Annotated in this window: 8 protein-coding genes and 1 tRNA gene; 3 read left to right on the top strand and 6 right to left on the bottom strand. The window is 47.2% G+C overall.

Annotation, left to right across the window (positions count from 1 at the left end; translation table 11 throughout):
* Positions 1-77 precede the first annotated feature (77 nt).
* From B9T62_RS07070 to B9T62_RS07050, 5 genes are all read right to left on the bottom strand, one after another.
* Positions 78-8555, bottom strand: a complete 8478-nt coding sequence (locus B9T62_RS07070) for an SDR family NAD(P)-dependent oxidoreductase (RefSeq protein ID WP_087914616.1) — start codon at positions 8553-8555, stop codon at positions 78-80.
* A 19-nt stretch (positions 8556-8574) separates the two neighbouring features.
* A complete protein-coding gene (fabD, locus tag B9T62_RS07065) occupies positions 8575-9864 on the bottom strand; it encodes an ACP S-malonyltransferase (RefSeq protein WP_157685494.1) in 1290 nt (429 codons plus the stop codon).
* A 4-nt stretch (positions 9865-9868) separates the two neighbouring features.
* Positions 9869-12463 (bottom strand): non-ribosomal peptide synthetase, encoded by a 2595-nt coding sequence (locus tag B9T62_RS07060; RefSeq protein ID WP_087914614.1) that lies wholly within the window; start codon positions 12461-12463, stop codon positions 9869-9871.
* A 14-nt stretch (positions 12464-12477) separates the two neighbouring features.
* Entirely contained in the window at positions 12478-13191 is a 714-nt protein-coding gene (locus tag B9T62_RS07055; RefSeq protein ID WP_087914613.1) for a thioesterase II family protein, read from the bottom strand.
* 207 nt (positions 13192-13398) lie between these two features.
* Positions 13399-13482, bottom strand: a tRNA-Leu gene (locus tag B9T62_RS07050).
* Positions 13483-13755: 273 nt separating this feature from the next.
* Between B9T62_RS07050 and B9T62_RS07045 the strand changes: the two genes are divergently transcribed.
* The 3 genes from B9T62_RS07045 to B9T62_RS07035 all read left to right on the top strand — a co-directional run bounded on the left by B9T62_RS07045 (position 13756) and on the right by B9T62_RS07035 (position 15847).
* A complete protein-coding gene (locus B9T62_RS07045; protein WP_211296421.1) occupies positions 13756-14214 on the top strand; it encodes an Lrp/AsnC family transcriptional regulator in 459 nt (152 codons plus the stop codon).
* An 11-nt stretch (positions 14215-14225) separates the two neighbouring features.
* Positions 14226-14831: a LysE family translocator gene (locus B9T62_RS07040; RefSeq protein WP_169834342.1), complete on the top strand. Its 606-nt coding sequence runs from the start codon at positions 14226-14228 to the stop codon at positions 14829-14831.
* Between the two features lie 257 nt (positions 14832-15088).
* Positions 15089-15847, top strand: coding sequence for a class I SAM-dependent methyltransferase (locus B9T62_RS07035; RefSeq protein ID WP_087914611.1), 759 nt, complete (start codon positions 15089-15091; stop codon positions 15845-15847).
* Between the two features lie 639 nt (positions 15848-16486).
* Here B9T62_RS07035 and B9T62_RS40180 read toward each other — a convergent pair.
* A complete protein-coding gene (locus B9T62_RS40180; protein ID WP_211296420.1) occupies positions 16487-16588 on the bottom strand; it encodes a YjcZ family sporulation protein in 102 nt (33 codons plus the stop codon).
* Positions 16589-16649 lie beyond the last annotated feature (61 nt).

Raw genomic sequence — 16649 nt, 5'->3', positions numbered from 1 at the left:
GCATTACCGCAGCGTCTGTCTTGGACAGCTTCTGTGAGATGACCTGCTCATAAATGTATTTCTTTATGCGCTCCATGCTAGGTTGTACCTCCGGTTCTCATAACTGCGTCTGCATCATTAATGGAAATCTCACCTTTTATCAGCTTATCCAGCACGTCCTCAATTGGCTCAACCTTGGCACTGCTCCGGGTGTATATTTGTTGCTTTAGGTAGGCCGCAAGCTGACTTACTGATGAATAGGAAAAAATATCCGCTATATCAAGCATTCCGGGAAACTCCCGGTCCAATTCTTTGAATAGCTTAGTCGCAAGAATAGAGTCTCCGCCCATCTCATAAAAACCTTCGTATAAATTAATTTCTCTCATGCCCAATACCTTGGCCCATATCTCCGCTAATTGAATTTGGATTTCATCGAGATCCCCGATATCCTTATCGATAATACTTATTTGGGGATTCTCATGGGTTATGCCAGGCTTCAGTCCGACTCGCTTCAATCTTTTTTGAACCTTGGACAGCAGACTGGCGGATACAATTCCTCTTCCGTTTGTTTCGGCTATATGCTCTGTATCCAGTTGCCCGATGATAACGGTTGACAGCTTCTTGTTAAGCACCTCATCAAAAGCAGACAGCGCCTCAGCATTGGAGATGGACTTAAACATCGTATCTATATCGACACCGTAGTCTACAGCCATTCCGGTTTCCCTCCATGCCGACCAATTGATAGAAACCGTATTACGTCCTTGCTTGTTTCTCCATTCGGAATAAGCATTCAGAAAGGCGTTAGCCGCCGTGTAATCGCCTTGCCCCGGATAAGCCAGTATGGACGCCACAGAGGAAAAGAAAACCATAAAATCAAGGTCATCCTGGACCGTCAGCAAATCCAAGTTGAGTGTTCCATGAATCTTAGGTCCGATGACCTTCTGCAGTTCGGCTTCCTCTTTCATAAATATATATCCCCTGCCCGCTAACCCGGCAGCGTGAATAACACCATGAATCTGGCCCCATTCCGCTCTTATCTTATCCATAGCAATCCGAGTCTGTTCGTAGCTGGATATATCGGCGCTGCAATACAGTACCTTAGAACCCATAGACTCAATTTCAAGGATTCTTTCCACCAGGCGGGCCTGCTTGCTGCCGTTCTGAAAAGCAATCAATTCCGTCCACTCCTGGCGCTGTGGAATATCCATACGTCCGATCAATGCCAGCTTCATCGGCTTTTTGGATGCCAGATGCTTCGCAATTACAAGTCCAAGTCCACCAGAGCCTCCGGTAATGACATACACGCCTTCTTCCTTGAATTCGACCGCTTGATTCGGCAGGTCCTCGATATTCAGCAGTTCAACTTGTGGGAAATAACGCTCGTTGGCTCTCAGGGCGATATGAACTCCATTCGGATCGGATGAGTCTGAAAGAGCCTCATGAAGAAGAACGTCATCGCTTGTTTCGGCGTCCAAGTCAATAAACTTGCAACGAATTCCTGAGTGTTCCTTGGCAATGACCTTGCACAATCCTGAGGTCGCGGCATGTTCCGGGTTCAGTACTCTTTCATCCCCTGTCACTTCACAGGCATTTCGGGTTATGAAGACAAGGGCCATATGATCTTTCAACCCGTTGCTCACCAGGCTCTGCAGCAGGTAGTACACACTGAACAGCCCTCTATGCAGGGATTCATCCAATTCGCCTATGGATTTGATTTCAGAAGCTTCTCCAGCGGTCAGCAGATGAACGATCCGCGACAGCCTTCTTCCCTTGAGCTCTTGGATTAGACGGTCGTAGTCCGTTTTAGAGCCTGTTATACGATAGAGGAGGCTATCTGCTTGCTCGTAGACAGCCCCTAGTTCGGCCTCTACAACGTCTCCGCCTATAGCTTTGATTCTCCCCGCAAGTCTAATACTCGCAGCATCTTGATCCCTCAGAATCAAGGTAAGTCCTGTAGGTGCAGGAAGCTCCTTGTGGACAAGAGCTTCAACATTCCACTTAACCGATGTCATGATGTTATCCCTGACCAGTGTTTTGAATTCATGAACTTTTTTAAGTGAGAAGTCTGTAATATTCGCAAAGACCTGGCCGTTCCCATCCATCAGGTCAATATCAAAGCTGACAACCTCATCATTTATACCTGTACGGATCTGTTTAATATAGCTGTAGAAATTAGATGGCATTCTTCCATATAGCTTGATTTGCTTATAAGACAAGGGAAGATACCGCTTCTCAAAGGTAAAGCAGTAAGCAGCCACAGCCATATCAAGCATGCAAGGGTGTATATAATAGGTGTCCAGATCAAGCAAAAACTCGTCAGGGAGAGACAGCTTGGCAAGGGCTGTAGTCCTGCCTATCCACAACTTATGAAAAGTAAGCCACCTTGGACCAAACTCTATAAAACCTTTGGAAAGCTCATTCTGGTTGATAGGAAGAACTCTCGAATTACATTGGTCCTTAAGTGCTCCTATATCATAGGAACCCGTGGCGGAGTCATGATGGGTGCTAAATCTCCCTTCTGCATGTTTGGTCCATTGTTTGAACGATACATGGCCGCCGCCTTCTTCTCTGCTTACTATAGTAAATTCATATTGATCCTCTTTATATTTTACAATGGTTTGAATCTGACGCTTCTCATCCTCATCCAGCATGACAAGCGGTTTATAGAAGCTGATGTCTTTAATGACAACTTCCGCATCGGGAACCAGTCGTTTCCCAGCTTGAACGATCATCTCAATATAGGTGGTTCCTGGCAGCACGTAGCTTCCCATAATCATATGATCATGCAACACGAAATGCTTTTTCGGACTGAAATCCGTTGTATATATAATCTGATCCCAGGTATCTGCCAGCACATGTTCCAGTAAGGGATGAATTGCCTTCCCCGAACTCTTTGAAGAACGCGGCTCAAGGGATTCAACGTTAATCCAGCACCTCTGTTGATCAAATGGATAGGTGGGCAGGCTGATTCGCCTTGCCTCAAAGCCTTCTCCATAGAGGGCATCCCAATCCACTTCGGCTCCCTGTACATAATGAGTGCATAAAAGCTCCAGTCCCTCCTCATTGAACATAGGGACTTTCTCCAGTTGTTCAACCAGCAAGCCAGCTTCTAACGAAAGAGAATCTCTGAAGGCTTTATCCTGCAGCAGGCTATGTTTCCCGTAGAATACGGCTTGCTCCATTTCTTCATACAATCCCTTACGGAGAACTGCCTTTATGTTGTAAAGCAGCTCTTTGGTATCTTTTACTATGAAAGCCAAGCGATAGGGGTGATGTACTCTCCCTGTATTCACAGTTTTGCACACATCATTCAGGCGAACGGGATCGGGCTTGTCCAGAAAATTCTCATAGCTGCGCATCAGTTCAAGCAAGGCGGTTTCCGTTTTCGCTGTCAGCGTAATGATTTGGGGCTGACTATTCGTCTTAATATCTGTTGCGGTGATTACCGGTGCTTCTTCAAGAACGACATGACAGTTTGTGCCACTGAATCCGAAAGAGCTTATTCCGCATCTTCTGGGAACACTATCAACCTCCCATTGTTTCAGCCTGTTATTGATAAACAAGGCGGAGTCAGCAAAGTTAATGGCTTGGTTCGGTTGAGAATAATGAATCGAAGGAGCCAGTGTTCTATGCTGTAACGACATAACAGCTTTCACCAATCCCGCCAATCCTGCAGCCTCATACAGATGCCCCATATTAGACTTTACCGTGCTGACCGCACAGAAGTTCTTCTTGTCTGTGTACTGCCTGAAAGCTTCATTAACCGCTTCTATTTCGATCGGATCTCCCAGCTTTGTACCTGTTCCATGCGCTTCGATGTAAGATAGCGTGGCCGGATCAATCTTCGAATTCTTCCAGGCCTGAAGGATTACTTCCGTTTGTGCCTTTACGTTAGGTGCAGTAATTCCAACAGAGGCTCCATCCTGATTGACGGCACTGCCCTTAATGACGCCATAAATATGGTCGTGATCGTTCAAAGCCCTGCTTAAAGGCTTAAGAACAATACAGATTACTCCTTCTCCGATCCCAGTACCGTCTGAATCGTCATCGAAGGCTCTCGTTCTGGCAGTCGAGGATTCAATACCGATCTTCAACTCGTTAGCCAGAGGGATAATATTTATCTTCACCCCTCCCACCAGGGCCGTGTTGCATTCCCCGCTCAGGAGGCTCTGGCAAGCCATATGGACAGCCACCAAGGATGAAGAACATGCAGTATCCACCAAGATGCTCGGCCCTTTAAGATCAAGAAGATAGGAGACCCTGCTAGGAATAATGGATGTCAGGTTTCCCGCCAGTGCAACGGTAAGATCCTCAGGACTGGTTTCTGCAATAAGATCGATATAACTGTTAAGCGGATGGTTGGAGAATCCGACAAAAACTCCTGTTTGGGTATTCTTTAGTTGATGCCCGCCATAGCCCGCATCTTCTATTGCTGCCCACGCTGTCTGCAAAAACTTCCGTTGGTTAGGATCCATCAGTGAAGCTTCTTTCGGAGACAGCTTGAAAAATTTATAATCGAACATATCGATATCGTCCAGATATGCTGCTTCCATGAAATCCGCTTCTCCGGCTTCCTTCCCCAGGAACTGGAGGTAGGCATCAATGTCTTTTTTTCTGTTATCAGGTATCGGACCGATCATATCCTTGCCGCTACGTAGATGTTCCCAGAATACGTCCAAATCTGTACCGGTGGGCATATTGGCTCCGATTCCAATAATTGCAACTCCGCTGTCTCTGTCATCGGTGCTCTCCAACTTCTGAGCCGGTACGCCGGCACCATATGTAGGGTCCTGCTCACTTAAATATTGGGCCAGCTCTGAGATGCTCGGATATGCAAACACTTTAGTCAGACTTAACCTGCCTACGAATTGCTTATCCAACGCTTGGAACATTTGAGTTAATGATATCGAATCTGCGCCCAAGTCAAAAAAATTATCATAAACATCGATTTCCTTATAGCCAAGGACGTTCATGCATATTTCAGCAACCTTCTGTTCGATGGAACTGTATTGATTCGTAAGCTTACCCTTAAGCTTTACTTTTGTTCCCATGGACGCAGCCTCATGTTTGACTGGACGCTTGCGGCCGTTTAACTGTGTAAGCTTTGACCTCAGTTCTTCCGATAGGCTGAATGACGTATTCTTCAGTAGGGCTGCCGCCATATGGTTATCGAAGTTAAGTTCCCCGATCAGAACCCGTGAAAGATCGCGTGCAAACACCTTCTCGAAACCATTCATCCCTTTCTTGGTCGATAAAGCCTTGAAAATCGTATCCATTGTGAATCCTGTCTGCAAAGCCATACCGGTCTCTTTCCAAGCTACCCAATTAATAGTAAGAGCAGGCTTTCCGTTTATCCTCCGATAATCGCAAAAGGAATCCAAATATGCGTTCGCTGCAGCATAATCCCCTTGCCCTGGTGCTGCGATTATGGATGATACTGAAGAAAACATAACAAAGAAATCAAGTTTTTCCTTGCTTGTTAAATGATGTAGAAGCCACGTTCCATGAACCTTCGGACGTAAAATGGCATCAAAGCCCTCTTTGGTTTGATTGGCAATAAGACAATCGTCTGTGACGCCCGCACTATGAATAATTCCATCAATCTTGCCGTACTTTGCGCTGATACGATCAATAGCTTGCTCCATATGTTGCAAATTGGAAACATCTGCGCGAAGGTACTCCACGGTGGAACCTGCAGCCTCCAAACTCCGGATTGCAGCGATTCCTCCGGTGAGCTTATGATCCGCATTGCTTACTATTAATTCATCCCACTTCTCCCGTTCCGGTATGGATGTACGGTTCATTAAAATGAGATGAACCTTCGCCGCTGCAGTTAAATATTTCGCAACTTCATAACCAATCCCGCTTAATCCACCGCTGATGAGATACGTGCCATTTTCTTTAATCTCAACATTCGAATGAGTGGTGGCTTCAAGCTGAAGAGATTGCAGGTATTCTGCATACCTGACACCGTTTCGATAAGCAACCTGCCCTTCATTATTCTCGCAACTGAGTTCGTCAAGCAACTGCTCCACAGTGAAGGTATCGTCAACATCAATAGTTCTGCACGAGACTTGCGGGAATTCACGATTGATTACTTTGGCCAATCCTATCATTGTTCCGTTCTCGGGTATAACCAGATCGTCTTGCGCTGCGACTTTGCCGGCCCTCCCGGCAATAAGATCAACACGAATTGGATCTGACGTTTCCAGATGCTTTAGCGCCTTCGCCAAATAAAAAACGTTATAAACTCCCAACTCCAGATTACGATCCAATTCATTGAGATTTTGAGCTTCTGCTTCAAGCCCAGCAGCTAACAAATGGACGATATGAACGGGGAGATCAGGAGAGACATTCCAGAATAAGCGTGCAAAACCTTCTTCCGAGTTGTCGATTACATAACTGCTGGTGTTGATCCGCTCAAAGGACTTGCCAATAGTTACTGAAATGACAAGATTCCCTGTTCCTCGAAGCTGTTCTTCGATCGATTCATAACTGCTGGTAGTATTTTTGAACAAGATTATTTGTTTGGAGACTGCTGTGCCGTTGCCCTTCACCAACGCATTAGGTTCCCACGCCATCGTAAAGAAGGGATTCCCGCTTTCTGGCTGAGAACCGTCTATGGGTTGATCGGCAATGCTACACCAGCATCGTTCCCTGTCAAAGGAATAAGTAGGCAGGCTGACTGTTCTAAGTTTTTCTTTATCGTATAGAAGATTCCAATCAATCGTTGCACCGCTTGCATACAAGCTGCATATTTCTTGGAAAAGTCCTTTATTTCCCTTGCCGCTGCTTACATATTCTTTCATCTTAAACCTGGCCAGGCAGTTCTTACCTTCCAATTGCTCTTCCGTAAGGTCTCCGTCTCTGAGTGCACCCTTCGTTCGGTTAACTATTGTAAATTGGTTGAAGTATATATTCTCTTGCAGCAATCCGTCTAAGCCCGAAGCACATAAACTCTCTATGGAATTCTTAAGCTCCTTCAGTTCAGTGGCAATGATAGCCAAGCGGTAATTAAAATGATCCCTGCCCGTGTTCGCTGTGTAACATAGATTCTTCATACAGATTGCAGGGTTCTCACTTAAAAATGTTCGATAATCGAGAAGCAGCCTTTCCAACGAGCCTCTTGACTTTGAGGATAGAGTCAGTACGCTCGGTCCCCCTCTGTACGCTTCAGGGCCTGCTTCAACTTCCGGGGACTGCTCCAACACCATATGGCAATTCGTTCCACTAAAGCCGAAGGAGCTGATACCTGCCCTTCTCTGTTCTCCTCCGAAGTCCCATTTCGTCCATTTATCCTGCACATACACTGGAGAATCTTCAAACTCGATTCTCCGGTTCGGCCGGTTGAGGTGAAGGGTTGGCGGTATTTCCCCATGCTTCAAGCAAAGGGCAAGCTTAATAAGTCCAGCGATACCGGCTGCCTCGTTTAAATGTCCTATATTGGATTTCACTGAACCAATCGCACAGAACTGTTTCTTGTTTGTGAAGCGCTCAAAGGCTTTCTTAATTCCTTCGATCTCAATGGGGTCACCGATTCTGGTCCCTGTTCCATGGGCCTCAATATAAGACAGAGTCTCCGGGTTGATTCTGGCATTATTCCATGCCTTAGCAATTACATTTGCCTGCTCTGCCACGTTAGGAGCGGTTATACCAATGGAGTTCCCATCCTGATTTATAGCGCTTCCTTTAATTACCGCGTATATGTGATCCCGATCCCTTAACGCCTTACTCAACGGCTTCAACATTACCGCCGCTGAACCTTCGCCAACGCCGATTCCGTCGGAGCTGTCGTCAAAGGCCTTGGAACGGTAAGTCGGAGAATCCAGGCCAAGCTTCACCTTATTCTTAACTGGAACCAGAAACAGCTTAATTCCACCAACAAGAGCCGTGTCACATTCTCCATTCCTGATCGATTGGCATGCCAGATGCACAGCAACCAGAGAGGAGGAGCAAGCTGTATCAACAACCAGACTGGGGCCTTTCAAATCAAGGTAATACGAGATTCTGCTGGGAATCATGGATGACAGATTCCCTGTAAAAATGCCTGGATTCAGGGCATCGCTACTGCTGGCTAAAATATCCTCATATGTATTTCCGACCGTATCACCGATATATCCGACAAAAACGCCGGTTTTGCTGCCAATAATCTTACTTCCTGCATAACCTGCATCCTCTATTGTTGTGTAAGCAGTCTGAAGAAATAGACGTTGAACCGGACTCATCAGGCTGGCTTCCGCCGGAGTAAGCCGGAAAAAGCGGTAGTCGAATGTATCCACTTCATCAAGAAATGCCGCTTGAAAGTATTCATATCCCTCCAGAGCATTAGGGTTCACGGACAAATATTTATCAATCTCCGCGCGTCTGGTTTCAGGAAATTCTGTTATCAGGTCTTTGCCGTTCTTGATATTATTCCAGTATGCGTCACAATCCTTGGCTCCGGGGAAATTAACAGACATTCCGATAATGGCAATATCCGTATTATGAGCGTCTTCATCACCTATCCCCCTATGCCCATTAATAAGAGGCGTTTCATTTGACTGGACAAGACTTAATTCCGAGAGATTAAATCCCATAACATCACCCGTCTATGGTTTATTGGAAGAGCCCTTTATGCAAGATCGCTTCAGTGGAGAACATTGCTGACGTCCCCGACTCCCTGAACAATTGCTGTAATCTTTCCGTTTGCTCGTCAATAGGTGCTTTTTTAGTTACAAAAACGGATTTTAGCATTTGGATGGCCTGAACCATTTCATCATAAGCAGGCTGTCTGTTCTCACTCTCTATCTTGTCCTGCATAAGCTTCACCTGCCGATAGGGCTCTACAACACCTAATCTGTACTCCCCCTCGCTCCAATTCCGGTTTCTTGTGCAGATTGCGATTGCCAGACAGCGCTCCACTAAGCTGTGAGTACTAGTCGTTGCTTCAGGCTCCGTTGTCTTCCATGCATTAAGTAATTCCTCCATAAGATCCATGCTCTCTACACCTTTGTAGGAATAGGTCTTAATCTGGGGTTCATTCCATTTCATCAAGTTTCTCAGCACGTTTCTGGGCTCCATTTCGATGGCTGCTTCCACTTGATTGTACTTAAGGTACTGCATGGACTTGCTCCACATCACCGTACTGACCATCTGCCTTGTAAGATAATCCGCAATATCATGATAGGATCTATAAGGGAGTGCCGTTACGTTGGATAATACCGGCCATTTCAGTTCACTGAACTGAATTCTGTTCAACTCCGCAGCAAACTCACAGGAGGCTTGTTTCATCAACGGACTGTGGAAGGCAGCGCTTACGTTTAAAAGTGTCGCATATGCTCCTTCTTCAGTGAGAAGTTCGCAAGCCTTGGTCACCATTCTTGTATCTCCCGATATCACGATCTGATCCGGTGAATTGATGTTGGACAGAACAAGGATTTGATCATGATTCGAATATTCCGCACATTTCTTCTCAATCATTTCTAATGGCATACCGCTTATGGCCGCCATCGACCCAGGAGCGGAAATACTAGCTTCTCTCATCAGATAACCTCTTCTTCTTACAAGGCGTAAACCATCTTGAAAGCGGATTGCGCCACTGGCAACCAAAGCCGAAATTTCTCCGAGGCTGTGTCCGGCAAGTATAAACGGCTTAATCGGTGTTTCCGCCATCAAGGTCCGGAAAGCTGCCATACTTACAGTAAGAATTGCTGGCTGAGCGTTATAGGTATCTGTCAGTTCCGTCAAATCCCCCTTAAAGCATAGCTTTGCAACATCAAAACCCAGCACATCATTGGCTTCTTCGAATATTTGTCTGGCTACAGCTGATTCAAGAAATAAAGCATTTCCCATTCCGACGTATTGAGAGCCCTGCCCCGGAAATAAAAAAGCGGTTCTGACAGCCATCTGTCTACCTCCTAAGTACATACTGGCTAATAAGGGTTTCTATTAATTTCTGGTACTGGCTAACGACTCTACCCATGCCTTCCTTGCTCAGTCTTAACGCGTTGTACTCACAAATAAAAGTAAGCGTATCCTCGTACTCATCGATCCTGCCTGTGATATCGAAAATCTCCATTAAGTTCAGATTGGAGTTCAGATTGCTTCTCGAATAAACAAGCGCCAACACTGATCTTTCACTCTTTAGTATCCGGGCATCCGCAAACGCATGGATGCTCCTGCCGCTGCCGGAACCACCCTTTCGGATGTGAAGCACCTCTTGCAGTAATCGGGAAAAATCCATAGTTTGACTAAAATCAACTGTGACAGGATAAATTCTTCCCTCATCATGCAGGACCTGAAGGGGAACTGACTGAACTCCGGCTATTTGTGAAACCGCAAAGGCAAACAACAGCACTAATACATCTTGGACACCAATAGCTTCATTCGCTGAAATGTCCCGCAACATACTATAGTGTTGTTCTTCCATCACAAAGCTGTATTCTTGAATAGGGCTCTGAAGGTAAGAAGCATTGTTATCTACAAAAAAGGTTTCGGGCAGCTCCAGCAATGTTATGGATTGGGAAGGCTCCTGCTTTCGGGAAGCGCTATCAATATGTTCTGCCAGCCCTTTGATTGTTGGTGTCTCAAATGGGTCCGTGATATTTATAGTCCCAGGATAATCAGCATCAATGTAGGATATCATCTGAACCATAAGAGTGGAGTTCCCTCCAATCTCGAAGAAATTATCATTCACACTGATTTGATCAGCTTCAACTTGCAGCACACAGGACCATATCTGGAGCAGTTTGTGTTCGATCCCATTAACCGGAAGATGATCCTGCGCCTGCTCAATACTCCGATTGGCCAACTGCTTCAATTCTAGTGAAATATCGTTGAACAGACCCATGCTATATTCATCTGCGAGCTTATACCGCTGAATTTTCCCGCTGGTGGTTTTCGGAAGCCTGCGCAAGGGAATAACGTCTTTCACCTCCACACCCAGCTGTCTACCAACCCATTTTTTCACGTCCGCATACATATCAAGGAACTCTTCTAGCTTCTTTTTATGAATTACAAACACGACGATTTCTTCCTTCTGCTGCTCTGCATCAAACACTCCGCATGCAGCCACCCCACCATATTTCGCTCCATCTATCTGTTCTACGATTCTTTCTATATCATAAGGATAATAATTCTGCCCATTGATGAAAATAATGTCCTTTAATCTTCCGGTTATAACGAGTTTTCCATTCTGTAAGAATCCTAAATCCCCTGTTCTCAACCATCCGTCCCCGGTCAATATACGGTCCGTCGCTTCCTGATTCCTGTAATAGCCGCTGGTCACATTTCTTCCGCTAATTTGAATCTCCCCAACTGTTTTTTCATTGAGCACATTATCTTGGGTATCGCATATTCGCAGTAAACAGTCGTCCACAGGAGAGCCTACTTCCACCAAAGTGATGCAATCGGCATCCTTGGGATCGACATTTCGGATCATATCAAGAACATTCAAATTACGGCGGTCGAGATTCACTTCCTTCAACTCTTCGCCTGGAACGGGAAAGGAGACAGCGACCGATGCTTCCGCAAGTCCGTAAACGGGAAAAATAACGGTTTCCTTAAGACCATATCTGGACATCTGATCCAGAAATTCATGACACAATTCAGTAGAAATAGGCTCAGCACCATTGTATATAATCTTGACATGGGATAGATCCCAGTCGTAATTGCTTTCAGGCTTGTAAAACGATAACAAATACCTAAATCCAAAATTAGGGGATGATAAGATTGTTGCTTGATGCTCAGAAGTTTTTTTCAGCCACAGGGTAGGCCTTCTGATAAATAAGGAAGTTGGTATGAGATATTGGTTGATACCTGCTACCAAAGGAAGCATATGGGAACCGATCATTCCCATATCGTGGGTTAGGGGCATCCAGGTCAGCATAGAGTCTTGTCTGCTTGTTCCTGAACATTTGATGGAGGCGTAGATGTTCGCAAGTAAGTTATCGTGAGTCAGTATGACGCCTTTGGGTTCTCCTGTTGATCCAGACGAGAATTGGATGAATACGATTTCAAAATCTTCCAGAGGCTCGATCTGCCCCGCTTGGGAAACCGGTTGCATTTGATCCACAAGCAAGGTTTTAGCATTTATTCCATGCAACTCCCCATTTAAGTCGTTGGACTCTGCATATTTCTCTAAGTATGCCAGTTGCCGCTTGCTTGTTGCCAGAAAGGGGTTGTTTAATATTTTCATAATCTGAAAAACTTTATTTCTGTGTTCATCATTATTGCCTATCGTAACCGGAACGGGAATTATTCTACCAAGAATACATGCCCAAAAAAAAGTTACAAAATCGATTTGATCCTCAATCTGTAGAACCAGTTCATCTCCTGACTGAACTCCATTGGCCTGGAGCACACCCAGAATTAAAGCTGCCTTCTCATAAAGGTCTTTGTACGAAACGAACGTTTCCTCATCATCTCCGGCAATAAACGTAATACCTATGCTGACTTCACTGCTTCTTTCCCGGATGGCTTCAACCAAAGTACGAAACCTTGTCATGTTATCCTCCTTCGTCAGCGAGCAAAGAAACTATTCAACAAAGCTGTATTAATAACTTCAACCACCTTATGTTTATCATTATGTATAAAAAAGTGCCCACCATTGAATACATGGAATTCACAGCTGCCGTTGACATGCTTCTTCCAAGAACCGGTATCACCATATGTATAAATGTCATCCTTGCCGTACATCACTGTTACGTTCGTATCCATTTTTCTGCCTGTGGGCTTGTACTGATAGGTCTGTACAATTTTGAAATCTGCCCTCAGCAAGGGAATAAAGATGTCTGCCAGCTCTTTGTTATCAAATATTTCCCTTGGAGTTCCCTCATACTGCATCACTTTATTAGTGAACTCCAATTCCGGCAAATTATAAGTGATTTCATAATCTGGTATTTCAGGAGCCTTTCTTCCTGATATAAAGAGATGGACGGGTGCCTTATGGTTCATTTCCATAATTTTAAAATACAGTTCATACAAAATAATACTCCCCATGCTGTGTCCGAAAATAGCATAGGGCGTTTGATTAAGATCAGGTTTAATGCTCTTGTATACATCATCCACTGCCTCTTCGATACTGTTGTAATACGGCTCGGAAAAACGCTTTCCTCTTCCCGTAAGCTCAACCGGACATAATTGAACAACATCTGCAAGTTCACTTTTCCATTTTAGATAGGAATATGCCGAACCTCCTCCATAAGGCAAACAAAATAATTTAACCTGACGCATATTGTCAACTCCAGACTAGTTAAATCTGCTTATGGTTTGGTTTTATTTGTATTTTAATGTAACTTTATAGAAAGTATATAATAATAGAAGCAAATATGTAAACCAATATTTTTGGGGAGTCTGAAAGAGTAATGAGTATTCACTAGTTAGAACGACAAAAAGGACTTCAGCCCGAAGGCTGAAACCCTTTTTGTCGTTTGTTATTGATGCGGTCAAGAGGACTCGAACCTCCACGATATTGCTACCACTGGCACCTGAAGCCAGCGCGTCTGCCAATTCCGCCATGACCGCATATTATAATAGCAAATTAATCGCTACCCTTAAGACTATACACTCTTTGTAGGAATTAATCAACTATTATTTTATCAAGCATAGTTTAAGCTTCCATCTGTTCTCCCGAACCTTTTCTGGGCAAACACATATACCGAATGATCAGCTCCGCGGCTAAAGGCCCCGGAGTTTTTGGTTGTTTGGACCTGTAGGTGAATGATAAATATGTACTTGTTAAATTTATCATAATAAGGTATTTTGGCTTTAAAACTAATGATAAGAAGGTGTAGTATCTTGGATGCATTGGATTCCAAAATAATAGTAGCGCTGATGGACAATGGCAGAATGACCTGGGCAGAGCTTGCGGGGCTGCTGGGCCTGTCTTCCCCGGCGGCGGCGGACCGGGTACGGCGGCTGGAAGAACAAGGAGTAATCAAGGGCTACACGGCGCTGATCAATGCCGAATCCGCAGGCTACGGGCTGACCGCGCTGGTGGCTGTCTCCCTGGAGCGCCCGAAACACCGTGAGGCCTTCCTTGCACTGGTGATGTCACTGCCGGAGATTCAGGAATGCCATCACACCGCAGGTGAAGATGATTATCTGCTGAAGGTTCGCTGCAGGGGGACACGCGATCTGGAGCGGATTCTCAGCAGCCAGCTGAAAGAGCTGGACGGCATTGTACGAACCCGGACAACCATTGTGCTGGACACGCTTAAAGAGACTCCGAACCTGCCCCACCCTCCTGTCGAATGAGCCAGACTGTGATGTGGTCCGTGCTCGCGAGCGGGTATGGCTTTGGCCTGCTGCTTGCTGCCCCGGTAGGTCCGATGTCCCTGCTCTGCATGAACCGTACCCTGCGGCAGGGCTTCCGGGCCGGACTGGCCACTGGCCTTGGCATCGCTGCGGCTGATGCCTTCTATGCCTTCGTATCTGTATCCGGGCTCAGGCTGGTGAGTGATTTCACCGCCGCCTATGCCTTGCCGCTACAGCTGCTGGGCAGTCTTTTTCTGGGCTGCCTGGGCGTTAAAGGACTGCTGCAGGGTAGAGACGGTGAACAGGAGGAGCGCCGTTCCTGGCGCAACTTCAACTTCCTGTCCGCCCTGCTGCTGACACTGGCGAACCCGGCCACGGTGCTGACCTTTCTGGCGCTGGCAGCCTCGCTGGGCCATGCGAGCGGCAGTTCCCTGCTGCTGCCGTCCGGGATCGCGCTCGGCTCCTCCAGCTGGTGGCTGCTGCTGACTCTAACGGTCAACTGGCTAAGCCGCAAGGTATCCCCCGCTTTTATTCACCGGATGAATGTGATTTCAGCGTTAATTTTTATCGGCTTCAGTCTGGTTAGTCTTATAGGCGTTATCAATAAACTCTATTAACTCTATATATTTCACTTATAAGGAGGCTATGTGGTACAACATAGATACATAGGATGTTACTGTTACTCCGGCCACGGTATGATGAGAACCATCGAAGACTTAGATTCGCGTTATTCGCCTGATTTCTCGCGGTCCGACTGAATTTAGTTGCAGTTTCGCATCTATTTGCTCGAAACGTTCCAGGTAACATTCTAGTTGCGCGTCGGGACCACCTAAGTTGTAACTAATCATAGGATGTCCACGAAAGGAGTCTGCTTATGGATCAGTTATGGAATACAAGCACTTATGATAAGGATATGGCATTTGTGTCGCGTTACGGGGAGTCTCTCGTCGAGCTGCTGGACCCGCAGCCAGAGGAGCATGTGATTGACTGGGGCTGCGGCAGCGGTGATCTGGCGGCGGCCATTGCCGCCCGGGGCGCAGTGGTGAGCGGAATCGACGCTTCAGCCGAGATGCTCGAGGCGGCGCGCAGCAAATATCCGCAGTTCCGGTTCATCCTGGCCGACGGCCAGACCTACCGGGCCGAGGAGCCGGCGGATGCGGTCTTCAGCAATGCCGCCTTGCACTGGCTGAGCGATGCCGGCGGCGCGGCCGCCTCCATCTCGGCCAGCCTGCGCCCGGGCGGGCGCCTGATCGCCGAGTTCGGCGGTCAGGGCAACATCGCATCGGTCAGCGGCGCGCCGCAGCCGGCTTTTGCGTCAGCCGGCTGCGGCGGCAAGCGGCGGCTGCCCTGGTATTTCCCCAGCATCGGTCAATACGCCTCGCTGCTGGAGCAGCATGGGCTGACCGTCGAGCTGGCGCTCTGCTACGACCGCCCGACTCCGCTCGCGGGTGGTGCGGAGGGTCTTCGCCGTTGGCTGGATACCTTCGCCAACGGCATCCTGAGCGTGCTGACGCCGTCAGAACGCTCGAATGTGCTCAGCTCCATGGAACAGGAGCTGAAGCCGGCGCTGTACCGCGAGGACCGCTGGGTGCTGGACTACCGGAGAATCCGGGTAGCGGCGTTTAAGCGGTGAGGCGCGCGGGAGCGTTGGCGCGTGGAGCGTAGGTGTGTGAGGCGCGCGGAGCGTGAGGCCGTTCGCGGCGGCGGGAGCCGGCGCTTAGGCCGCATGAAGCCGGTATGGGCGCTTGAGCCGGCGTGTGGACGCGCAGAGCCGGTGCGTGAGCGCGTGCGTAGGCACGCCAGGGGAACGAGTACGCCGCAGCGACCGACCGACGCGTAGCAGGCGCGGGTACGACACCGGCGTACCCCGGTAAGTCGATCCTTCCTGACCCTCAGTAAGAGCAAACCTGCAAAAGTGCAGGTTTTTCAGCCAGAAAAGGCCTGAAATGACTAAATTCCTGCAAATATACATCTTTATTCGGAGTAATGTTCTTAAATGTAACATAGGCATCTAAATACCTGCACAATTGCAGGTATTGATGGGTACGGCGGCCAGCCGTTGTCAAAGCCTGCACTTTTGCAGGCTTTTCCCTCTATATTACGCCCCCCAACCTCCTACACGTCCAACAGAACACATGCTGTGCCGCGGCTCCCCCTTCTGCGAGCGAGATCAAGGAGCAGGTGCAACCGCCCAACCGCCCACTTGATGTATACGCAAAAAAACTGCCAGCCCCGGTGGCCGGCAGGAATCTTTTTAGAGATAACAGATGAATTAAACCCAGAGCGCTTTAGAGATAATTACCAGCAAGATGAACAGAACCAGGATCGCACTAGTCGAAGTGAAGCCGCCATGTCCTCCAGCATATTCGCCCATTGTAATTCCTCCTTTATGGTTGAGTACAAGATAATATATGTGACTACGCCCGCCAGCGTCT

Source organism: Paenibacillus donghaensis (genome assembly GCF_002192415.1).
GTDB lineage: Bacteria > Bacillota > Bacilli > Paenibacillales > Paenibacillaceae > Paenibacillus_AQ > Paenibacillus_AQ donghaensis.
Note: the sequence above shows the minus strand (reverse complement) of the source record. Positions and strands in the feature narration are given on the sequence as shown.

What these genes read in the sequence shown, in the direction of transcription:
- B9T62_RS07070 (WP_087914616.1), bottom strand. Translation starts at nt 8,555, where the DNA reads ATGGGATTTAATCTCTCGGAATTAAGTCTTGTCCAGTCAAATGAAACG.
- fabD (WP_157685494.1), bottom strand. Translation starts at nt 9,864, where the DNA reads ATGGCTGTCAGAACCGCTTTTTTATTTCCGGGGCAGGGCTCTCAATAC.
- B9T62_RS07060 (WP_087914614.1), bottom strand. Translation starts at nt 12,463, where the DNA reads ATGACAAGGTTTCGTACTTTGGTTGAAGCCATCCGGGAAAGAAGCAGT.
- B9T62_RS07055 (WP_087914613.1), bottom strand. Translation starts at nt 13,191, where the DNA reads ATGCGTCAGGTTAAATTATTTTGTTTGCCTTATGGAGGAGGTTCGGCA.
- B9T62_RS07040 (WP_169834342.1), top strand. Translation starts at nt 14,226, where the DNA reads ATGTGGTCCGTGCTCGCGAGCGGGTATGGCTTTGGCCTGCTGCTTGCT.
- B9T62_RS07035 (WP_087914611.1), top strand. Translation starts at nt 15,089, where the DNA reads ATGGATCAGTTATGGAATACAAGCACTTATGATAAGGATATGGCATTT.
- B9T62_RS40180 (WP_211296420.1), bottom strand. Translation starts at nt 16,588, where the DNA reads ATGGGCGAATATGCTGGAGGACATGGCGGCTTCACTTCGACTAGTGCG.